Below are 21,972 nucleotides of genomic sequence, written 5' to 3'. Positions count from 1 at the left end.
CCCCGACGGGTCAGAGTCAAGGGTTGATTGTCAGCGCTGTCAGCCGGACCCCCCGCCCTGACCGCAGACTTGTCGGCGACCGGCGTCTCCGACAAGTCTGCGGTCAGGTGGTCAGCCTCGGGCGTCGGTCAGGACGGCGACCGTCCTCGCGGGGACCGTGACGGTCCCGTCCGCCGCGTCCCACTCCGTCTCCCGCACGACGGCGTCCGCCCCGCGCACCTGCACCCGCGAGAGGGCGTAGTCGCGGCCCGCGAGCTCGGGCACCTCCACGGTGGCCGACGTCGGCGACGCGTTGAACACCACGAGCACCCCGTCCAGCCGCCGGTCGACGTCGGACGATCCCGCACGGTCGTCGATCGACATGGTGATCACCCCGGGGACCGCGTCCGGGCCCGAACCCGGGAACGTCACCTTCTGCCGGATCAGCTCGGCGGAGCCCAGCCGGAACAGGTCCGTCGAGTGCCGCAGCTCCAGCAGCTCGCTCGCCTGCGCCGACGCGAACGCGATGTCGTCAGGGGCCGGCTTGAGCGCCGGGTCGGCCAGGAGCGGGCCCTGGAGCGGCCACTTGTCCTCGTTGTCGGCCGCCATCGGCAGACCACGCCCGAACCCGTTGTCCCGCCCCGACCAGTCGATGGCGTTGAACCAGTCGCCCGAGTCGTACGAGTTGCGGTCCAGCGACTTCGAGCGCAGCAGGTCGGTGCCCGCGTGCCAGAACGACGGCGACTGGGACAGCGCGGCGGTCGCGAGCGACACCGTGTTCATCCGGACCCGGTCGGTCATCGGGGTGTCCGCCGGCAGCTTGAGCGTGAGCAGGTCGAACAGCGTCTCGTTGTCGTGCGCGTCCACGTAGGTCACGACCTCCTCGGGCGACTCCGCGTACCCTGCCGGCGAGCCGCGGTAGTCCAGCTCGTCGCCGCGCACCCGCTCGCCGTCTGCGGTGGTGATCTCGTAGGAGCGCAGGTTGCCGGCCAGGCCGAGCTTCACGAGGTCGCTCTGGTGCGCCAGGTCCGCCGCTTCGTCGGCCCCGCCGTCGTTGACCGACGACGGGTCGTCGAGCCGCGCGTCCCTGCCGTTCGGGTCGGTGAACAGCCCCGTCCCGAAGCCCTGCGTGAACAAGGAGGCGCCGTCGACCGGCGAGCCGCCGTGGACGGCGTCGCGCAGGCGGTCGCTGAACGTGCCGATACCCGTGCCGCCGAGCTGGCCCTGCGTGGCCTGCTCGAACCGCGCGTTGTTGGCGACCTCGCCGAAGTTCCAGCCCTCGCCGTACAGGTAGACGCTCTTGCCGTCCACGCCGTCGCGCCGCAGGGTGAGCTCGTCCAGGGCCGCCCGGACCGCCTCCATGTTCTCCCGCGAGTGGTGTCCCATGAGGTCGAACCGGAACCCGTCCACGCGGTAGTCACGGGCCCAGGTGACCACCGAGTCCACCATCAGCTTCTGCGCCATGGCGTGCTCCGTGGCGACGTTCTGGCAGCAGGTGCTGGTCTCGACCGCGCCGCTGACCGGGTTCAGCCGGTGGTAGTAGCCGGGCACCACGCGGTCCAGCACCGACTTCGGGTCCTGGCCCGACGCCGCCGTGTGGTTGAACACCTGGTCGAGCACCACCTGGAGACCGGCCCGGTGCAGGTTGCCGACCATCGAGCGGAACTCGGCGACACGCTTGCCGCCCTCGGCCTCGACGGCGTAGGAGCCCTCCGGCGCCATGAAGTGGTACGGGTCGTAGCCCCAGTTGAAGCCGTCCTGCCCCTGGACCTCCGCGACGGCGGCCTGCTGCTCCTCACTGTCCGGCGCGAAGCCCGACAGGTCGCCGGTCGTGGCCTGGTCCGCACGGCCCTCGGGGATCGAGGCGATGTCGAACGTGGGCAGCAGGTGCACGGTGGTCAGACCGGCGTCGGCCAGCGAGCGCAGGTGGGTCATCCCGTCCGACCGGCTCGCGCCGAATGCACCGTAGGTGCCGCGCAGACGCTCGGGCACTGTCTCGTCAGAGATCGAGAAGTCGCGCACGTGCAGCTCGTAGATCGTCTGGTCCACCGGGTTCTCGACGACCGGCGCGGGCGTGGTGCGCCAGACCTTGGGTCGCCAGTCCGCCGCGTCGAGGTCCACCGCCACCGAGTGCGTCGAGTCGAGCGTGAGGCCCACCGAGTAGGGGTCGGTCACGACGTTGGTCTCGACCTGGCCGGTGCTCGGCACGTACACCTCGACGGCGTACCGGTACCGAGCTCCCTGCCAGCCCGTTCGCTTGTCGAGGCCACGCCCGCCGTCGACCGTCCAGGCGCCGTCGTCCTGCCGCTCCATCTCGAAGGCGCGCGGCTCGGCGTCGAGCGACGACCCGGCAGGCCAGGCCTGCAACGTCACCGCGCGGGCCGTCGGTGCCCACAGCGCGAACGACGCCTTGCTGCCTCGCCACGTCACGCCCAGGGGACGGTCGGTGGCGAACAGGTCGTCCAGCACGCCCGGGATCTGCACGCCCGTGGCCGCGGTGAGCGTCTCGCCGTCATGCCGGGTCAGCCGGAGCGCACCCCGCAGGGCCGACGCCGCCGCGGCGCGGTCCATGCCCTCGACCTCCAGGGCGAGGTGCTCGGCCAGGTGCGGGAAGTCCTCGGCCGCGTCCGCGGGCACCTCGCCCGGGTGCAGCGCGTACGACGTCGGATCCTCCGGGTCGCCGGTCTCCAGCGTCCAGCGGTCACCGGCGCCGAAGTCCTGGGCGGGCACCAGCACCAGGTTCTCGCGGACCCAGTGCGCCGCCTGCTGCCCCTCCCCCGGCGTCCCCGGGGTGCCGACCTGGACGGTGGGCACCTTGGTCTCCGGGTCCCAGGTGAAGGTCACCGGGCCGCCGCCCGTGGAGTACGGGATGTTGGCGCCGTCGCGCACGCCGTCGGCGCCGTAGTTCTCCGCCCAGGAGCCGTTCACGGCCACCTTGAACTCGTACGAGCCTGCGGGCAGCTCGAACGTGCCCGTGTAGGTGCCGTCCTCGGCGAGAGTGAGGCGCGCGGCCTCGCAGTCCGGGGTCCAGTCGCCGGCGCAGCCCATCTCGCTGTTGTGCGAGCCGGCGACGGTGACCATGTCGATGTCGGGGTCGGTGCCGTCGTCCACCACTCCGCTCACGTCGACGCCCACCGAGGCGTACGAGCTGGCGGCGGCGCGGTCGCCGTCGGCGTCCCGGGTCACCGTGCGGTACTCGACGAGGGTGCCGTCGGGCAGGTCCGCGCCGTTGGCGCTCACGTCGTGGAACACGCGCGGTGTCGTGTCCTCGGCGGTGCCGAGGTGGTGCCACTCGTCGGTGCCGACCGCGCGCCAGGCGAAGGAGGTCTCGGCCCAGGCGTCGTCGATACCGGCGGCGACCGGGGCGACGCCGGAGAGTGCGGCGCCGGGCCGGGCGCTCGTGCCCGGGACGACGGTTACGGCTCCCGCGGAGTCGGCGCCCACGGTCCGGTCGGCGACCAGCACGACCGCTGAGCGGGCGGGGACGGTCAGGGTGACCGCGCCGTCGGCGTCTGCCGTGACCGTCGCCTCCGTGCCGTACAGCGGCGTGAAGCCGGCGCCCGGGGTGAGCGACTCGAAGGTGACCGTCCGCTCGGCGGCCGCGTTGTTGGCGGCGACCAGGTGCTCGACCCGCTCGTCGCGGTGCACCCGGGAGAACGCGTAGACGCCTGCGCCGTCGGCGGCGAAGCGCTCGATCTGGGCACCCGTGGCGAGCGCGGGGTGGTCCTCCCGCAGGTCGGCGAGGGCCGCGATGTGCTCGTAGAGCGGCGCGTCGGTGCCGTAGCGGTCCACGCTCCCGGCCTGCTCACCCGTGACCAGGGTCTGGTTCGCGTACTCGTCGACCTGCGTGGCGAACAGGGTCTGCCGGGCGTCCTTGTCACCGCCGGTGCCCACGAAGCCCTGCTCGTCGCCGTAGTAGACGACCGGCTGGCCGCGCGTGAGGTACATCAGCTCGTGCGCCAGCTCGTCGCGTGCCAGCGGGTCGTCGGAGCCGGCCAGCATGTAGCCCACGCGGCCCATGTCGTGGTTGCCGAGGAACGTCGACAGTGCGGCGGGGCTGCTGTGCGGCGTGGTGTACAGGTCGTCGGAGGCGTACAGGTCCGCGAGCCGCTGCGCGCTGTTGCCGCTCGCGTAGCTCGTGGCGGCGGACTGGAAGGAGAAGTCGAGCACGGAGCTCATGTCCGTGCGGCGCACGTACGGGGAGGTCTTGACGGCGTCGGCGTCGTACACCTCGCCGAACGTGAAGAACTCGTCCTTGCCCTGGGCGTGCGCGTACTCCTCGATCTCGGCCGACCACTCCTCCCAGAACTCGAAGTTCACGTGCTTGACGGTGTCGATGCGGAACCCGTCGATGCCGAGGTCGATCCACGCCTTGTAGATCTCCTCGAAGCCGTCGACGACGGTCGGGTGCTCGGTCATGAGGTCGTCCAGGCCGCTGAAGTCGCCGTAGGTCACCGACTCCCCGGCCCACGTCGAGTTGCCCCGGTTGTGGTAGAGCGTGGGGTCGTTGAGCCAGGCCGGGACCTTGACGTCCTGGTCGGCCGGGTCGATGACGGGCGTGTACGGAAAGCTCGTCGCGGCGTCGAGCTCGGGGAAGCTGCCCGTCCCCGCGTGGTCGGCGGGGTCGAACGGGTTGCCGGCGGCGTCCTCGTACGGGGCGGTGGCCTGGTCCACGTAGTCGTAGGTGCCCTCGGCGTAGTCGACGACGTCGGCCGTGTGGTTGGTGATGATGTCGAAGTAGACCTTGAGGCCGCGCGCGTGGGCGTCGTCGATCAGGGCCTCGAGCTCGGCGTTGGTGCCCAGGTGTGGGTCGATACGCGTGAAGTCGGTGATCCAGTAGCCGTGGTACCCGGCGCTCACGTCGGCACCCTCGCCTTGTACGGGGCGGTTGAGGAAGCTCGGGGTGAGCCAGATCGCCGTCGTGCCCAGGTCTTCGATGTAGTCGAGGTTCTGGCGCAGGCCCGCGAGGTCGCCGCCCTGGTAGAAGCCCTTGTCGGCCGGGTCGAAGCCGGTGGTGAGCCGGTCGCCCGTCAGGCCGCCCTCGTCGTTGGCCGGGTCGCCGTTGGCGAACCGGTCGGTCATCACGAAGTAGAAGCGCTCGTCGCTGCCCGGCTGACGGACCGGGTCGTGGACCCGTGCGTCGTCGGCCGGCGTGTAGTCGCCCTCGAGAGTGAGCGGGGTCAGAGCGGTGCGGTGGGTGGCGTCGTCGTAGGTGACGCGGAGCGTCGCGGGCCCTTCGAGATGGAGCGGGATGTTGTCCTGGCCGCCGTCGCGGCCGTAGGACTCGTCCCACGCGTCGTTCAGCGCGACCTTGTACTCGTAGGTTCCGGCCGGGACCTCGAACTCGGCGACGAACGTGCCGTCGCCCTGGGCGACCAGCTCGGTCGCGGCGCACGCGGGGTCCCAGTCGGCGGCACAGCCGAGCTCGTCCTGGAGGCTGCCCACGAGGGCGGCCGTACGGTCCACCACCTCGGTCGCGGTGGTCGCGGCGGGTATGGCCGTGCCGGTCAACGCCGATGCCGAGGCGGCGAGCCCGACCGATGCCGCGAGGGCTGTCGCGACGGCGGCCGCGCCGAGCTGGGTGAGGCGCGGGCGCGCGGTGCGAGACATGGATGACCCCTTCGTCGTCCGGAACCCAGATGTGTGGTCCGAGCGCGACTGTAACGCTTGCAGAACTTTGCAGCAAGGGTCCAGGTGCGGGGATTGACCCGCCCCGACACTTTCGACGGTGGGCGGCCGGCGCCGTCAGAGCGGGAGCTTGAAGCCCTCGTGGGACTGCTCGTAGCCGAGGCTCCGGTAGAAGCGGTGCGCCTCGGGCCGCTGCTTGTCCGACGTGAGCTGGGCCAGGGCGCAGCCCCGCGCACGACCGCGCTCGTGGGCGTGCTCCATCAGGCGACGGCCGATGCCCTGGCCCCGCAGCTCGCTGCTCACCCGCACCGCCTCGACCAGGAGCCGGGAGGCGCCGTTCCGGGAGATGCCCGGGATGAACGTGAGCTGCATGACGCCGATGACCTCACCGCCCGACTCCGCGACGACCAGCTCGTTGTCCGGGCTCGCGGCGACGGCCTCGAAGCCCCGGACGTGCGGCTCGCCATAGCTGCCGGTGCGGCGAGCCGCCACGGCGTCGTCGGCGATGAGCTCGACGATGCGTTCGAGGTCGTCACGCTCGGCCTCACGAAAGATCAGATCCATGAGTCTCACCCTAGGCAGACGTGCCAGGCCCCCGGACCGTCCGGCTGCGCCCCACCTCCGGCACGTACGATCTTTGAGTTCCCCCTTCTCCGAGAGGCGCACTTCCGTGACCAGCTCCCCCGCGCCCGCGGCGTCGAACAGCTCCCCTGACAAAGCCCCGCGCAGCTCGTGGATCGCGCTCGCCGTGCTCATCCTCGGCGTCTCGATGGCCCTGCTCGACACGACGATCGTGAACGTCGCGCTGCCGACGATCCGCACGTCGCTCGACGCGTCCGAGGGAACCCTGTCGTGGATCATCTCCGGGTACGCGCTCGCCTACGGCCTGGCCCTCATCCCTGCCGGCCGGGTGGGTGACCGGGTGGGCCACAAGTGGGTGTTCGTCGTGGGCCTGGCCGGGTTCACGCTCGCGAGCCTCTGGTGCGGGCTCGCGGCGGGCGCCACCGAGCTGATCGTGGCCCGCGTGGTCCAGGGCCTGTGCGGCGGCATCTTCTTCCCGGCCGTGACGGCGCTGATCCAGCTCATGTTCGCCGGCCGCACGCGCGGCAGGGCGTTCGCGGTGATGGGCGCGGCCATCGGGTTCTCCACCGCCCTCGGGCCGATCGTCGGCGGCCTGCTCATCGAGGCGTTCGGCGAGAACGAGGGCTGGCGCTCGATCTTCTTCGTCAACCTGCCCTTCGGGGTGATCGCGGTCGCCGCTGCGATCGTGCTGCTGCCCCGCATCGTCGTGGGCGGCTCCGCGCGTGGGGTCGACGTCGTGGGGCTGCTGCTGATCTCGGTCGCGCTCGTCGCCGTGCTGGTGCCGCTCATCGAGGGCGAGGACGCCGGCTGGCCGTGGTGGACCTGGACGTCGCTGGTGGGCGGCCTGCTGCTGCTCGTCGCGTTCGCGTTCTGGGAGCGCCGGGTCGCGGGACGCGGCGGCAGCCCCCTCGTGCCGCCCCGCCTGTTCGCCCACGCCGCGTTCACCGGCGGCGTGATCCTCGCGCTGGTCTACTTCGCGGCCTTCACCAGCATCTTCTTCACGATCTCGATCTTCTGGCAGTCGGGGCTCGGCCACTCGGCGCTGGCGTCGGGGATCGTGTCGGTGCCGTTCGCCATCGGGTCGATCGTCGGTGCGTCGCAGAGCGAACGCCTGGCGCACCGCCTTGGCCGGTCGGTGCTCGTGATCGGCACCGGCATGGTCGCGCTGGGGCTCGTGTCGCTGTGGCTCGTGCTCTGGCTGGTGCCGACCGGCGACCTGACGCACTGGACCCTCGCGGCGCCCCTGCTGGTCGGCGGCATCGGCAGCGGCCTGTTCATCGCGCCGAACGCCCAGTTCATCGTCGCGACCGTGGACCGCGACCAGGCCGGTGCGGCGTCCGGCGTGATCGGCACGATGCAGCGGGTCGGATCGGCGGCGGGCATCGCCGTCGTCGGCTCGGTGCTCTTCGGGTCGCTCACGTTCCCACCCGGACGGCCGACGCCCGAGGTGGTCGCCGACACCTTCGCGCACGCCGCGACCATGGCGATGGCGACGAGCGCCGCGCTGGCCGTGGCCGCGTTCCTGCTGGTCTTCACTCTGCCGCGCCGGGTCGACGACCGGGTGCGGCCCGCTTAGTCCCGGCGGCGCAGAAGACCACCCGCGCCGGCCCTGGCGCGCCGCGGACGGCGGCCGGTACGTTCCGGCCATGGCGGTCGCGTCCGCACCACCCGACCCTGGCACGCTGTCGGCGCGCCCGGCCGACGCACTGCCCCCCGTGGCCTGGGCGCCCGTGGGGGCCGCGGTACTTGCCCTCGGCGTGCTGCTGACCGCCGTCAGCACCCGGTACGGGTACCACCGCGACGAGCTGTACTTCCGCATGCTCGACCCGGCCTGGGGATACGTGGACCAGCCGCCGCTCACCCCCTGGCTCGCACGGACGTTCGCCGACCTGTTCGGCGACACGCTGCTGGTCATGCGGGTGCCGGCCACGCTGGCACACCTCGCCGCGATCATCGTGATCGCGCTCGTCGCGCGCGAGCTGGGCGGGCGCGCCGGTGCGCAGGCGCTGGCCGCCTGGGGATACGGGACGGCGGCGATCCCGCTGGCGTTCGGGCACACGTTTCTCACCGCGAGCCTGGACCTTGTCGTCTGGCCGACGGTGCTGCTGTGCGTGATCCGGGCGGTGCGGCGCGACCCGCGCTGGTGGCTCGCCGCAGGGCTGGTCACGGGCGTCGCCATGTACAACAAGCTGTTGGTGGCGGCGCTGGTCGGCGCAATGGTGGTGGGTCTGCTGGTCGCGTGGCCGTGGCGGCCGCTCCGTACGGCGGGCGTGGCGGGCGCGACGGCACCGGCGGAAGGCCTGGACGGGACCGTCCGCTGGCCGCTCGCGACGCCCTGGCCCTGGGCAGGCGCTGCCGTCGCCCTGCTGGTGGGACTCCCGAACCTCCTCTACCAAGCCACGAACGGCTGGCCGCAGCTCGCGATGGGCGCGGCGCTCGGCGAGAACAACGCCGCGGACGTGCGTGCCGAGATGTGGCTGTTCCAGCTGCTCACCCTCGGGCCGCCGCTCGCGTTCATCTGGCTGGTCGGGCTGTTCTGGTTGTGGCGGCGTCGGCCGACACTACGGTTCCTGGTGGTCGCGTACCCGGTGCTGCTGGCGTTCACCTACGCGGCCGGGTCCCAGACGTACTACGCGACCGGCCTGCTCGCGGTGCTCTTCGCCGCCGGCTGCGTCCCGGTCGCGGCCTGGGCCCGGACGACGTGGCGGCGGGTGGCCGTCGCGGCGGTCGTACTGGTGAACGCGGCGGCGTGCCTGGTCATCAGCCTGCCCCTGGTGCCCGTCGAGGACCTGGCCGGGACGCCGGTCGCCGATATCAACGCGTCGGCCCAGGACGCCGTCGGCTGGCCGGAGTACGTGCGGCAGATCGCCGACGTGCACGGTGCGCTGCCCCAGGCGGACCAGGACCGGGCGGTGGTCTTCACCCAGAACTACGGCGAGGCCGGGGCGGTGGACCGGTACGGCCCGGCGCTCGGCCTGCCGCCGGCGTACTCGGGGCACAACGAGCTCTGGGAGTACGGCCCACCGCCGGAGTGGGCGAGCATCGCGCTGGTCGTCACCGAGGCGCCCGGGGCCTGGGGTGACCGGTTCGCGGAGTGCGCCGTCGAGGGGCAGCTCGACAACGGCGTCGATGTCGACAACGAGGAACAGGGCGTGTCGGTGCTGGTGTGCCGCGAGCCGGTGGGCGGCTGGGCAGCCGTGTGGCCTGGGCTGCGGCACCTGGACTGACGCGAACGACCTGATGCCTGTCCTTGCCCGCGAAGCCTGTCGGGCTCCGCGGGCAAGGACAGTCGAACGGCCGTCAGCCCGCGAGGTGGCTCCACCTCGGCGCGAGACCGGCCCACGGCCCGACGTCGGCCACCTTGCCGTCCACCAGCACCACCACGCGGTCGGCGCGGGCAAGGGCCGCACGCTTCGACGTCGCGCCGACCACCGTGGTGCCCCGCTCCCGCAGGGCGGTCCACAGCTCGATCTCGGTCGAGGCGTCCAGCGCGCTGGAGACGTCGTCGGCCAGGAGAAGCTCGGTGTCCGCGGCGAGTGCCCGCGCGAGCGCGAGCCGCTGCACCTGCCCGCCCGACAGGCGCACGCCACGGTGCCCCACGAGGGCGTGCGGGCCGCCCGCCTCCGCCATGTCCTGGGCCAGACGCGCACCCTGGACCGGTCCCTCGATGTCGCGTGCGTGGTCGAGCCGCACGTTGTCCGAGAACGTGCCGGACAGCACCCGCGGCACCTGGGCCACGTGCGCCACCTGGCCGGGGCGCAGGAACGCCTGGGCGTCCGTCACCTCCGTGCCGTTCCACCTGACCTCGCCGGTGTGCTCCATGAGGCCCGCCAGCGCGGACAGCAGCGACGACTTGCCCGAGCCGACCTGGCCCAGGAGCAGCACGAGCTCGCCACGCCTGATCTCGAGGTCGACGTCGGAGACGCCGATCGTGCCGTCGTCGTGCACGGCCGTCAGGTCGCGCAGCTCCAGGCGGTCCAGGGGCTCACGCCGGGTGGGCTCGGGAGCGGGCGCAGTGCCGGTCACGAGGTCCACGCCGCGCTGCCGCGACACGAGGTCGGTGCCGCCGGCGAACCGGGCCGTGGCGACCTGCCAGGCCCGGGTACCGGGGGCCTCGGTGACGACCGCACCCGCCACGACGCCGAACCAGGCGAAGCCCATCACGGCGCTCGCCACGAGCAGCGTCGTGGCCAGGTCCCACCTGTCCGTGAGGAAGAACGACCATGCTGCGACGACGCCCGCGTACAGGGTCACGAGCGGCACGGAGTCGAGGACCGCCTGCACCCGGTGCTCGAAGATCGCCGCCGTCACGCGGCCGGCGTCGACCTCGCCGAGGTGCCGGCGCACGTCGGGCGTGCGCGCGGCCAGCTTGACCGTGCGCGCCGAGTCGAGCGCCGAGACCAGAGCGCGGCCGAACCGCGCACGCGCCGCGGAGGAACCCGCTGCCGACCGGCCGGCGATCGGCCGGCCGATGGCCGAGGCCAGCGCCGAGACGACCATGACCGCCAGCAGGACGGCGCCCGCGGTCCACGTGCCGCTGATCAGCGCGGTGACCGCGACGATCGCGAGGCCGTTGACGAAGTCGACCCAGCGGTCCGCGTACCGCACGAACCGGTCGGCGTCCATGGACCGGGCCACGACCTCACCGGGCGGCGTGGCCGGGAGCCGGTACTGCCGGGTCTGGCCGTGCATGACGGACATCCGGATCCGCAGCAGCACCTCGACCCACCAGCGGGGGTACACGCCTAGCGCGCGGGAGATGAACAGCGGCTGCATCAGCAGCAGCACGGCGAGCGCGACCAGCAGGTTCACCGGCAGCTCGCCGGTGCCGACGCGCTCGACGGTGCGGCCCCACAGGAATCCGGTGACCGCGCCCTGCGCCGCCACCAGGCTTGCCAGGAGGAACAGGACGGCCCCGAACAGGCCCCACTTGGGGCGGACGAAGAGCGCGTGCAGCACGCCCCGCGCGAGGCTCGGTCCGGTGCCCGGCTCGGGCAGGTCGGGCGGTGTCCCGGCCCGTCGGCGGCCGCCGACGGCGTCCGGTTCTGCCGTGGCGGTGTCGCTCGCGGGAGCGGCTGTGCCGGGCTCAGCCGTTGCCGCTCCGGGCGCGGCGACCGTCTGAGCCCGCACCTCGGCAGCGGCGTCGGTCTCGCCACCCGCAGGGGCGGCGTCCAGCGAGCCGTCGCTGGCCCCCGCCTCGAGCAGCGTGCGGAACGGGCCGGGTACACGAGCGAGCTCGGCGCGCCGCCCCTGCTGGACCACGCGGCCGTGGTCGAGCACGGCGACCAGACCAGCTCGCTCGATGGTGCCGAGCCGGTGCGCGATGAGCACGCCGGTACGCCCGGTCAGCAGCCGGTCCGACGCCGCCACCACGCGTGCCTCGGTGAGCGGATCCATCCGCGCGGTCGCTTCGTCGAGGACGACGAGCTGCACGTCTCGCACGAGGAGCCGCGCGAACGCGACGAGCTGCTCCTCACCGGCCGACAGCGTGGTACCGCCCGGCCCGAGCAGGGTCTCCAGGCCGTCGGGCATGCCTTCGACCCAGTCGGTCAGGCCGAGCTCACGCACCGCACGCTCGATGTCGGCCCGCGGCACGTCGGCGAACAGAGCGATGTTCTCCGCGAGCGTCCCCGCGATGATCTCGGTGCGCTGCGTGACGACACCCACGGCGCCGCGCAGCTTCTGCAGGTCCAGGTCGCGTACGTCGGCACCCCCGAGGAAGACCGAACCGGGGTCCGGCTCCACGGCACGGGACATCAGCGCGGCCAGCGTCGACTTGCCCGAGCCCGTGCGGCCCACGAGCGCGATCGTCTCCCCCGCGGGTACGGACAGGTCCACGCCGCTCAGCGCGAACGTGCCCTCGGCGTACGCGAAGGTCAGGTCCCGTACCTCGAGCCCGAGCGGCCCGTCCGGCAGGTCGTCGCCGCCGTCGGGCTCCGGCTCGACCGAGAGCATCTGGCGGATGCGCAGCACCGCGCCGAGGCCCTCCTGGATGTCCGGCAGGTGGTGCACGAGGTTGTCCATCTGGCCCACGAACATCGTCGTGACCAGAAACAGCGTGACGAGCTGCTTCGCCGACAGTGCCCCATCGGCGGCCACCACCGCACAGACGACGAATGTTCCTGCCAACAGGACGTACATCACCAGGCCAGCCCGCCGCAGCAGGCTCTCCTCAACCCGCACCACCGCACGGAACTTCTCGTGCACTATCGCAGACAGCTGCGCCACCCGGCGCACGGCAAATGCCTGCCCCAGGCTGGTACGCAGGTCGTTCCGGGCGGCGACAGCCTCCTCGAAAGCCGCGGCGTGGTCGGTCCACGCCGCCTCCTCTACCACCTTGCGCCTTGCGATCTCTCCGAGCAGCGGTCGGGTGAGCAGGGCAACGATCACGCCCAGCACCGGGAACAAGAACCAGGCCGGCCACCACGTGACGCCTGCGATGATCCACATCGGGATAATGCCCACGATCGTTCGACCCGCGCCCCAGAGCTGGCGGCGCACGAGCGTGCCCACGGCGTGCGTGTCGTCGTCGACCCGGTCGAGGATCTCACCAACGGCCTGCTCGGAGAGCGTCGCCAGCGGCTGGCGTAGAGCCGCGCTGAGCAGGTCGCTCCGGAGCTTGCCCTCGGCGCGGTCCACGACACCGGCCCAGACCACCTGTCCGACGCCATCGAATACGGCACCACCCACCACGCACGCGGCGAGCAGGACGAGGCCGACGACGGTGGCGTGCGCCGCCATCTGCCCGGCCGCGACCGTGCCGAGCGCCTGGCCCGCGGCGCCCGCGGTGAGGGCGAGCAGGGCGATGACCGCGGCCGGACCCCGCAACCGCCGCCAGTCGAGCTGGCGCGCCGGGTCGCCTGTCAAGGCACGTGCAGCGCTGCGCGACGCCTCAGAGGTGGGCGTGATCTCGGGTGTCTGCGGTGCGTCGATCATGGTCTGTTGAGGCTACGTCGAGACACCGACAGTCCCTGCCTCTTTTTCCGCGGAGAGACAGAAGTCGCGCCCCAGGCTCAGCGCACACGTCAGACCCAGATCGCCGAAGTGACCTGGGTCTGACGTGGGAAGTGACATGCCGCGCGTGCCGAGGGGGGCGGTTAAAAAGACGGTTACCGAGCTTCGATGAGCCACCTGCGCGATCCTTTGCAGAATCAAAGTCGGCCTTCCCCGCCTAAAAATCCGCGGCTCAGCTAAACACCGTCAACCACGCAAGAAGATGCCAACCTGAAACGGAATATCACGCGGGTAGGCGTGAAATACGCCGCCTCAAGGACGAACCCTTAAACCTCAGCAGTGAGCTGCACCGGTGGGCGTACCGAAACCGTCGGCACTCACAAGTTCCCAGGTGCGCGTCGCGTAGGGCGTAACAGTTGCGCAAGGCGTAGCAGGATATACGGTCCGCTTGATCTTGATGCTCACAACCGAGGAGCTACAGTTGAAGTACTTGACCGTGTACGTCTGAATTCGATCCATCGGGTCACCGTTAAAGGTAGACGAATACCCGCAGGGCGCCGCCATTGCGGGCCCGGAACTCACAACCGCACCACCCAGAGCCAGCACCAAGGCGATAACCACACTGTAGATCCGCTTCACCAGCAACCCCTCTTCGAAAGAATATCGTCAGGCGAAACTGTACGGGTTTGGTCCGATTTGTCAATCGCTACAAGCAGTCCTCGCCGCGCAGGATTCCGAACACCGTCGGGCACGGCGAGAGCGTGGCGTCACGCCGAAAGACGTCGCGCCACGCTCTCGCACCGTGAAGGTGCAAGCGTCAGAGGGACGCGAGAGCCTCGTTGAACGTCTTGCTCGGACGCATCACCGCGTTGACCTTCGCCTCGTCCGGGCGGTAGTACCCGCCGATGTCGGCCGGCTTGCCCTGGACCGCGAGCAACTCCTCCACGATCGCCTGCTCGCTCGCGGCGAGCGCCTCGGCGAGGGGCTGGAACGTGGCGGCGAGCTCGGCGTCGTCGGACTGCGTGGCCAGCTCCTGCGCCCAGTACAGGCCCAGGTAGAAGTGCGAGCCGCGGTTGTCGATCGTGCCGAGCTTGCGACCCGGGGAGCGGTCCTCGCCCAGGAACGTCCCGGTGGCACGGTCGAGCGTGTCGGCCAGGACCTGGGCCCTGGCGTTGCCCTCGTTCACCGCGAGGTGCTCGAACGACGCGGCCAGCGCGAAGAACTCACCCAGCGAGTCCCAGCGCAGGTAGTCCTCCTCGACGAGCTGCTGGACGTGCTTCGGCGCGGAGCCGCCTGCGCCCGTCTCGAACAGGCCGCCACCGTTCATCAGCGGCACGATCGACAGCATCTTCGCCGACGTGCCGACCTCGAGGATCGGGAACAGGTCGGTGTTGTAGTCGCGCAGCACGTTGCCGGTCACGGAGATGGTGTCGAGGCCCTGGCGGATGCGCGCCAGCGAGAACGCCGTGGCCTCCGACGGGTCCATGACGTGGATCTCGAGACCCTCGGTGTCGTGCTCCGGCAGGTACTGCTCGATCTTCCTGATCAGGTTCGCGTCGTGCGCGCGGCGCGAGTTCAGCCAGAACACGGCGGGCGTCGCGGAGGCGCGGGCCCGCGTGACGGCCAGCTTGATCCAGTCGCGGATCGGGGCGTCCTTGGTCTGGCAGGCGCGCCAGACGTCGCCGACGCGGACGGCGTGCTCGATGACGACGTCGCCGGCGCCGTTCACGATGCGGACGGTGCCGTCGACGGCGATCTCGAACGTCTTGTCGTGCGAGCCGTACTCCTCGGCCGCCTGCGCCATGAGGCCGACGTTCGGGACGGAGCCCATCGTGGCCGGGTCAAGGGCGCCGTTGGCGCGGCAGTCGTCGATGACGGTCTGGTAGATACCGGCGTAGGACGAGTCGGGGATCACCGCGAGGGTGTCGGCCTCCTCGCCGTCGGGCCCCCACATGTGGCCGCCGATGCGGATCATGGCGGGCATCGAGGCGTCGACGATGACGTCGGACGGCACGTGCAGGTTGGTGATGCCCTTGTCCGAGTTCACCATGGCCATCTTCGGGCCGTCGGCCAGCGCGGCGTCGAACGCGGCGCGGATCTCGGCGCCGTTCGGCAGCGACTCGAGGCCGGCGAAGATGCCGCCCAGGCCGTCGTTCGCCGACAGGCCGGCGTCGGCCAGGTCCTGCCCGTACTTCTCGAAGACCGGCTTGAAGAAGGCCTTCACCACGTGGCCGAAGATGATCGGGTCGGAGACCTTCATCATCGTCGCCTTGAGGTGCACGGAGAAGAGCACGCCCTCGGCCTTCGCCCGCTCGATCGACTCGAGCAGGAACGCGTCCAGCGCGGCGCCGTCGATGAACGTGCCGTCCACCACCTCGCCGGCGAGGACGGGCAGCGACTCCTTGAGCACGGTGACGGTGCCGTCGGCGGCGACGTGCTCGATGCGCAGGGTGTCGTCGGCCTCGATGACCACCGACTTCTCGTTGGAGAAGAAGTCGTCGTGGCCCATGGTGGCGACGTTCGTCTTCGAGTCGGGCGTCCACGCACCCATGCGGTGCGGGTGCGCCTTCGCGTAGTTCTTGACCGACGCCGGTGCCCGGCGGTCGGAGTTGCCCTGGCGGAGCACCGGGTTCACGGCGGAGCCCATGACGCGGCCGTAGCGCTCGCGCGCGTCCTTCTCGGCGTCGGTCTCGACGCTCTCCGGGAAGTCCGGCAGGTCGTAGCCGAGGCCCTGGAGCTCGGCGATGGCTGCCTTCAGCTGCGGCAGCGAGGCCGAGATGTTGGGCAGCTTGATGATGTTGGCGGACGGGTCGTGCGCCAGCTCACCGAGCTCGGCGAGCGCGTCGGCCTGACGCTGCTCCTCCGTGAGCCGCTCCGGGAACTGCGCGATGATCCGGCCGGCGAGCGAGATGTCGCGGGTCTCGACGTCCACACCGGCCTTCGCCGCGTATGCCGAGACGATCGGCAGGAACGAGTACGTCGCCAGGAGCGGGGCTTCGTCCGTGTGGGTATAGATGATCTTGGCCATGGGTGTGGCTGACTCCCCGGGTTATTGGAATGTGCCGATCTCTCGACATCAAGATACCCGAGGGTGCCGCGGTCCCCGGAATTCCGAGACGCACCTCACGCCCCGGCATACCCGTTGGTCGGGCTCGACCAACGGGTACGTCGGGTGCGGGTCAGACCAGGCCGAGGGAGCGGACGGCGTCGCGCTCCTCGGCCAGCTCGGCGACGCTCGCGTCGATGCACGCGCGGGAGAACTCGTCGATCTCGAGGCCCTCGACGATCTTCCACTCGCCGGTGCCGTCCGAGGTCACGGGGAACGAGGAGACGAGCCCCTCCGGGACGCCGTACTCGCCGGAGGACCAGAGGCCCGCCGAGGTCCAGTCGCCCTCGGGTGTGCCGAGCGTCCAGTCCCGGACGTGCGCGATCGCAGCGTTGGCCGCCGACGCCGCCGACGAGGCCCCGCGCGCCTTGATGATCGCCGCCCCGCGCTTGGCCACGGTCGGGATGAAGTCGTCGGTGAGCCAGGTCGTGTCCGCGGCGATCTCGGCGCCAGGACGCCCGCCGACCTCCGCGTGGAACAGGTCGGGGTACTGCGAGGCGGAGTGGTTACCCCAGATCGTGAGCTTCTTGATGTCCGCGACGGCGGTCCCGGTCTTGGCCGCGACCTGCGAGAGCGCACGGTTGTGGTCGAGCCGGGTCATCGCGGTGAACCGCGTGGCCGGCACGTCGGGCGCGTTCGTCGCCGCGATGAGCGCGTTGGTGTTCGCGGGGTTGCCGACCACCAGCACGCGGACGTCGGAGGCTGCGCCGTCGTTGATCGCACGGCCCTGCGGGCCGAAGATGCCGCCGTTGGCCTCCAGGAGGTCCGCGCGCTCCATACCGGCGCCGCGCGGGCGGGCACCGACGAGGAGCGCCACGTTCACTCCGTCGAAGGCCTTGACCGGGTCGTCGAAGATCTCGACGCCCGCCAGGGTGGGGAAGGCGCAGTCGTCGAGCTCCATCGCCGTACCCTCGGCGGCGGCGACGGCCTGGGGGATCTCGAGCAGGCGGAGCCGTACTGGCGTGTCCGCGCCGAGCATCTCGCCCGCGGCTATGCGGAAGAGCAGCGCGTACCCGATCTGGCCAGCGGCTCCGGTGACGGTGACATTCACGGGTTCAGTCATGACCCCACTCTTGCACCGACCGGCCCGCCTCGCCCAGCCCCCACGCGACATCCGTGCACAGGCCATGACGACCGCCGGAGACCGGACCCAGACGATGCCGTAGGGCACAGCATGAGTACGGTGAAGAAAATACCTGCCCGCATTCAGGTATTGCCCAGCCAGGTAATGGCAGGATGTGCGCGACATTGCACGCACGCCGCCACAACGCGCACCGGACCGGTGTGCCACTGAAAGGATCTGACTTCATGTCCCAGGACCTCGCCGCGACCCGCGGCGTCACCGAGGTCGAGGAGCGGTCTCCGAGCCTGCTCTCCCGCCTGCTCTCCGAGACCTTCGGCACGTTCCTGCTGACGCTCGTGATCGTGGGGATGCTCGTCTACGGCCCGCTGAACTCGGCCCAGGCACTCGGCATCGCGCTCGGTGGTGCCTTCGCGTACATCGCCGGTGCCGCTGCCGTCGGTCGCATCTCCGGCGCGCACTTCAACCCGGCGGTCTCGCTGGGCGCCTGGCTCGGTGGACGCATCTCGATCGGCGCCATGTTCAGCTACTGGGGTGCGCAGCTCGTCGGCGCCATCCTGGCCGCCGCCGTGCTCTTCACGACGCTTCCCCGCGCCCTCGTCGAGCTGCTCGGCAAGGAGGACGCGCCCGGCGTCTTCAGCTCGGCGGTCAACGGCTTCGGGGAGCTCTCCCCGCTCTACCTGCAGACGCAGGGCGGGGCCCAGTTCGACTGGTTCCCGGCGCTGCTGGTCGAGGTCATCATCTCCGCGGTGCTCGTGGGCGTGTACCTGGGCGCCAACGACCCGCGCAGCAAGTTCGGCTACGCACCCGTCGCCGTGGGTAGCGCCATCGCCGCGCTGACCCTGGTCTCGTGGTTCGTCACCAACACCGGCATGAACCCTGCTCGCTCGACCGCCGCCGCGATCTTCGCGGGCGAGTGGGGCCAGCTCTGGCTGTTCTGGGTCGCCCCGCTCGTCGGTGCCGCCCTGGCCGCCCTCTTCTACCGCGCGTTCGGCTCGAGCGAGCTCGAGGAGACCGACGAGCTGGACCTCGACGAGGACGACGACGATCTCGATGACGACGACGTCGTAGTGGTCGAGGAGACGGAGCTCGTCGTCGTGGAGACCCCCGCCAAGGCCGAGGCCGAGGCCGAGACCACCACGCCGGAGCCCGCGAAGAAGGCCGACGACAAGGCCTGATCCACCGCAGCACCTGCACGACGCCGGGGCCGCACCTTCCGTACGGGAGGTGCGGCCCCGCCGTCGTGCGGGCACTGTGCAGACCGTGCGCCGATAGGCAGCCGTTTGCCGGGTCGGCGCTCCCCGGCGCTACGATCCCGGATCATGGCCGACAAGAAGCAGACCCCCGGTGACGAGCCGGAGCCGGCTACGGAACCCAAGACGGCCGACCCCGTGGACGACCCTGTGGACGACACAGCGGACGACACGGCGGACGGCGCAGCGGACGGCGCAGCGGACGGCGCAGAAGGCGACACTGCAGGCGATGTCGCAGACGACGTCGCGGACGATGCTGCGGAGGCCGCAGAAGCCACGCCCGCCCTGCCGGACACCGAGTCGGCAAGCTCCGCCGACACCGACACCGACACTGACGCCGACACCGACACCGACACCGACGCCGACGCCCCAGACTCCGACCAGCGGCCCACCGGCCCCTTCCCGACCCGGGTCGGCTGGGTGGTGGCCGCGTTCCTGCTCTTCTGGCCGCTGGCGATCCCGGCCCTCGTGCTGTCGATGCGGACCGCCGAGGCCAACGGCACGGGGAACGTCCGCCGGGCGGAGAAGTCCTCCGTCCGCACGCTCGACCTCGCCCTGGGCGCCGTCACACTCGGCGTGCTCGGCATCGTGGGGCTGGCGGTCGGCATCGTGGCCGCGCCCACCTACGCGTCGTCGCTCCCGGCGGGGTTCGTCTCGGCGGTCCGGTCGTACGTCCCGCCTGCCCTGGCCGGCCCCCTCGGCATCACGCTGCACGACGCCGGTGCCGAGCTCGCCGCGCCGACGTCGTCCCCCAGCCCGAGCGACGACCCGTACGCGGACGCCGACCCCTACGCCCCCGAACCGTCCGCCACGGACCCGTACGCGGACGTCCCGGCGGACGACCTCGAAGAGACGCCCGAGGCCGACGACCCGGTGGATCCCGCCGTCGAACCGATTCCGGAGCTGGACGAGACCGCCACGGCCGGGGCAGAGATCCCCGACCTCGCGGTGGGCGACTGCTTCGACACGTCGGCGACGTCGGGCCAGACGACGCTCTACCGGATCCCGGTGGTCCCCTGCAGCACGGCGCACGGCGGCGAGATCTACGCCGAGACGACGGCGCCCGACAGCCTCGCGCGGAACGGCGGCACGCCGACGCAGCAGGCGCTCTGGGACGCCGCCGACGCGTACTGCTACCCGGAGTTCACGAAGTTCGTCGGCATGCGGTGGGCCAGGTCGGAACTGCTGTACTGGCCGATCGCGCCGTCGGAGGAGAGCTGGGCCGAGGGTGACCGCCGCATCCTGTGCGTCGTCGAGTCGGAGCAGCCGGTGACGGGCTCCCTCAAGGGCGCGGACCGCTGACGCACGCCGGGCGGCGCAGGCCGCCCGGCAGGGCGGCCGCCCGGCGGAACGGGGTCAGATGCTGGGCGTCGCCACGGCGAGGACGCCGATCAGCACCGCCGTCACGCCGTACAGCACTATGTCGACGGTCCGCGTGCGGATGACGAGCCCGACCGGGCTGTCGAGGACCGCGCGGAAGATCGCGCAGACCACGAGGACCACACCGATGCCGATCGCCCCGACGCGTGCCCCGGCGGTCAGCCCGAGCAGCACCGAGAGGGCGACGCCGAGCAGCACGAGCCAGATCGCGAGATTGCTGCGCTGCGGCTCGGGTGACGTCATCTCGGATGCCTCGCCGCTGGAGGGCTCACTGCGGTCGAGCTCCTGGCTGGTCGTCGTGGTGGCAGTCGTCAGACGTACCTCTCCGGTTCGTTCGAGCGTAGCCGTTCCGGCGGTTACCGGCTCGAGGAGCGCCGTAGCGCCACCTGATGCGCCGACGGCAGTCCGCGTCTCACTGAGATCCACGGCACGAGACTACAACCGAAACGTCGCGATTCTGCAGAGCCGTGACCTGCTTGCAACCTGAATACCAGTCCGTTCCCAGGTTGGCGGCCCTCCCGGCTACCGTGAGGTCTATGCCCACGCCTTCAGCACAGGTCCCCAGCAGCGTCGTCATCGTGGGTGCGGGACTGGCCGGCGCGCAAACCGCCGCGGCGTTGCGGAAGCACGGTTTCGAGGGTCGTGTGACGCTGCTCGGGGCGGAGGGCCTGCCGCCCTACGACCGGCCGCCGCTGTCCAAGGAGCTGCTCAAGCGCACGGAGCCGGTCTGGCTCGCCGACGACCTCGGCATCGACCTCGCCGCCCTCACCGACGACCTCCGGCTCGCGGATCCGGCGGTCCGTCTCTCGGTGGACCGGGAGCGCGTGGTGGTGCGGACGGCGTCGGGCGACGACGTGACGGCCGACGTCGTCGTGCTCGCCCTCGGCAGCGAGCCCGTCCGGCCGGCGGGCTGGGACGCCGCCGTCACCCTGCACACCGCCGCGGACGCCGAGCGGCTGCGCGCCGCCCTCGCGCCAGGGATACGGCTCGTCGTGGTGGGTGCCGGCTGGATCGGGGCGGAGGTCGCCGGCGTCGCCGCGGGCGCCGGCGCCCGCGTCACGGTGGTGGAGGCGGGTCCGGTACCGCTGGAACGGCAGCTCGGCCGACGGGTGGGCGGCCTGGTCGCTCCCTGGTACGACGCCGCCGGGGTCACCCTGCTCACGGGCGTCGCCGTCGACCAGGTGCTGCCCGGGTCGCACGAGGGCACCCGGGACGGCGCGCGCGTGACGCTGGCCGACGGCCAGGTACTCGAGGCCGACCTGGTGCTGGCGGCGGTCGGCGCGCGACCGGCGTCGGGCTGGCTCGCCGGTTCCCTGCCGCGTGAGTCGAACGGCGGGCTGCGGGTCAACCGGGCGGGCCGGTTCATGGGCCTGCGCTCCCCCACCGACCCGGCGGGCGGGCTGCACCTCGACGCGCTGCGCCGGGTCTGGGCGGTGGGCGACATCGCGACGCGGGAGCACCCGGTGTTCGGGCCGGTCCCCGGCGGGCACTGGTCGGCGGCCCTGCACGACCCCGACGTCACGGTCCGGGCCCTGCTCGGGCTCGACGAGCGCGCCGCCGAGCCCGAGCGGGTGCGCGCGCGGCTCGGGCTCGCACCGATCCCTGCGCATGCGCCGTACGTCTTCTCGCAGCAGCTGGGGCACGACCTGGCGCTGTTCGGCGCGCCGTCCCCGTTCGACGAGGTGGTGCTGCGGGGTGATCCCGCGGCGTCGGGCGGCTGGGCCGCGCTCTACCTGGAGAACGCGCTGGACCGGCATCCCCGCCAGACCACGGACGGCCACCGGGTGGCGACCGTCCGGGCCGTGCTGCTGGTCGACTCGCCCCGCGAGGTAGGGCAGGTGCGCAAGCTGATGAACCGCGGCGTCCCGCTGGAGCTGGACCTGGAGCGCGCCCTGGACCCGGCGACGAAGCTGAAGGACGCCGTCGTCTGACGGGAGTTCGCCGAAGTAGAGCACCTGTCCGGACGCCCGCTCTACCTCGCGCGCCGAGCGACCACGAAGTAGAGCACC

At 71.7% G+C, this 21,972-nt stretch carries 11 protein-coding genes; 5 read left to right on the top strand and 6 right to left on the bottom strand.

Annotated elements, in window-relative coordinates; genetic code table 11:
• Positions 1-111: 111 nt before the first annotated feature.
• Positions 112-5,589, bottom strand: a complete 5,478-nt coding sequence (gene pulA / locus AB0I32_RS15185) for a pullulanase-type alpha-1,6-glucosidase (protein WP_357507327.1) — start codon at positions 5,587-5,589, stop codon at positions 112-114.
• A 135-nt stretch (positions 5,590-5,724) separates the two neighbouring features.
• On the bottom strand, positions 5,725-6,171 hold the full coding sequence (locus AB0I32_RS15180; protein ID WP_357507325.1) for a GNAT family N-acetyltransferase: 447 nt from the start codon (positions 6,169-6,171) through the stop codon (positions 5,725-5,727).
• 106 nt (positions 6,172-6,277) lie between these two features.
• Here AB0I32_RS15180 and AB0I32_RS15175 point away from each other — a divergent pair, with 106 nt between their 5' ends.
• Both AB0I32_RS15175 and AB0I32_RS15170 read left to right on the top strand, forming a co-directional pair.
• The gene (locus AB0I32_RS15175; RefSeq protein ID WP_357507323.1) at positions 6,278-7,765 is read left to right on the top strand and encodes an MFS transporter; all 1,488 of its coding nucleotides are present in this window, start codon (positions 6,278-6,280) and stop codon (positions 7,763-7,765) included.
• A 70-nt stretch (positions 7,766-7,835) separates the two neighbouring features.
• Positions 7,836-9,416, top strand: coding sequence for a glycosyltransferase family 39 protein (locus AB0I32_RS15170; protein ID WP_357507321.1), 1,581 nt, complete (start codon positions 7,836-7,838; stop codon positions 9,414-9,416).
• A 73-nt stretch (positions 9,417-9,489) separates the two neighbouring features.
• Here AB0I32_RS15170 and AB0I32_RS15165 read toward each other — a convergent pair whose 3' ends face one another.
• The 3 genes from AB0I32_RS15165 to AB0I32_RS15155 form a co-directional block, all read right to left on the bottom strand.
• The gene (locus AB0I32_RS15165) at positions 9,490-13,125 is read right to left on the bottom strand and encodes an ATP-binding cassette domain-containing protein (protein WP_357507319.1); all 3,636 of its coding nucleotides are present in this window, start codon (positions 13,123-13,125) and stop codon (positions 9,490-9,492) included.
• 835 nt (positions 13,126-13,960) lie between these two features.
• On the bottom strand, positions 13,961-16,171 hold the full coding sequence (locus AB0I32_RS15160) for an NADP-dependent isocitrate dehydrogenase (RefSeq protein ID WP_357507317.1): 2,211 nt from the start codon (positions 16,169-16,171) through the stop codon (positions 13,961-13,963).
• A gap of 151 nt (positions 16,172-16,322) precedes the next feature.
• Positions 16,323-17,312, bottom strand: a complete 990-nt coding sequence (locus AB0I32_RS15155) for a malate dehydrogenase (protein ID WP_357507315.1) — start codon at positions 17,310-17,312, stop codon at positions 16,323-16,325.
• 245 nt (positions 17,313-17,557) lie between these two features.
• On the opposite strand from AB0I32_RS15155, the gene AB0I32_RS15150 reads away from it, so the two are divergent.
• Both AB0I32_RS15150 and AB0I32_RS15145 read left to right on the top strand, forming a co-directional pair.
• Complete coding sequence (locus AB0I32_RS15150) at positions 17,558-18,508, top strand: aquaporin (RefSeq protein ID WP_357507313.1); 951 nt, start codon at positions 17,558-17,560, stop codon at positions 18,506-18,508.
• Between the two features lie 144 nt (positions 18,509-18,652).
• Complete coding sequence (locus tag AB0I32_RS15145) at positions 18,653-19,885, top strand: septum formation family protein (RefSeq protein WP_357507311.1); 1,233 nt, start codon at positions 18,653-18,655, stop codon at positions 19,883-19,885.
• A 54-nt stretch (positions 19,886-19,939) separates the two neighbouring features.
• Here AB0I32_RS15145 and AB0I32_RS15140 read toward each other — a convergent pair whose 3' ends face one another.
• Positions 19,940-20,206 carry a DUF3017 domain-containing protein gene (locus tag AB0I32_RS15140; protein WP_357507309.1) on the bottom strand — a complete coding sequence of 89 codons (267 nt, stop codon included), beginning with the start codon at positions 20,204-20,206 and terminating at the stop codon, positions 19,940-19,942.
• Between the two features lie 293 nt (positions 20,207-20,499).
• Between AB0I32_RS15140 and AB0I32_RS15135 the strand changes: the two genes are divergently transcribed.
• A complete protein-coding gene (locus AB0I32_RS15135; RefSeq protein ID WP_357507307.1) occupies positions 20,500-21,894 on the top strand; it encodes an FAD-dependent oxidoreductase in 1,395 nt (464 codons plus the stop codon).
• The last annotated feature ends 78 nt before the right edge of the window (positions 21,895-21,972 follow it).

This window comes from Promicromonospora sp. NPDC050249 (genome assembly GCF_040656015.1).
Classification (GTDB): Bacteria; Actinomycetota; Actinomycetes; order Actinomycetales; family Cellulomonadaceae; genus Promicromonospora.
This window is presented reverse-complemented; position numbering and strand designations above follow the sequence as displayed.

What these genes read in the sequence shown, in the direction of transcription:
- pulA (WP_357507327.1), bottom strand. Translation starts at nt 5,589, where the DNA reads ATGTCTCGCACCGCGCGCCCGCGCCTCACCCAGCTCGGCGCGGCCGCC.
- AB0I32_RS15180 (WP_357507325.1), bottom strand. Translation starts at nt 6,171, where the DNA reads ATGGATCTGATCTTTCGTGAGGCCGAGCGTGACGACCTCGAACGCATC.
- AB0I32_RS15170 (WP_357507321.1), top strand. Translation starts at nt 7,836, where the DNA reads ATGGCGGTCGCGTCCGCACCACCCGACCCTGGCACGCTGTCGGCGCGC.
- AB0I32_RS15165 (WP_357507319.1), bottom strand. Translation starts at nt 13,125, where the DNA reads ATGATCGACGCACCGCAGACACCCGAGATCACGCCCACCTCTGAGGCG.
- AB0I32_RS15160 (WP_357507317.1), bottom strand. Translation starts at nt 16,171, where the DNA reads ATGGCCAAGATCATCTATACCCACACGGACGAAGCCCCGCTCCTGGCG.
- AB0I32_RS15155 (WP_357507315.1), bottom strand. Translation starts at nt 17,312, where the DNA reads ATGACTGAACCCGTGAATGTCACCGTCACCGGAGCCGCTGGCCAGATC.
- AB0I32_RS15150 (WP_357507313.1), top strand. Translation starts at nt 17,558, where the DNA reads ATGTCCCAGGACCTCGCCGCGACCCGCGGCGTCACCGAGGTCGAGGAG.
- AB0I32_RS15145 (WP_357507311.1), top strand. Translation starts at nt 18,653, where the DNA reads ATGGCCGACAAGAAGCAGACCCCCGGTGACGAGCCGGAGCCGGCTACG.
- AB0I32_RS15140 (WP_357507309.1), bottom strand. Translation starts at nt 20,206, where the DNA reads ATGACGTCACCCGAGCCGCAGCGCAGCAATCTCGCGATCTGGCTCGTG.
- AB0I32_RS15135 (WP_357507307.1), top strand. Translation starts at nt 20,500, where the DNA reads ATGCCCACGCCTTCAGCACAGGTCCCCAGCAGCGTCGTCATCGTGGGT.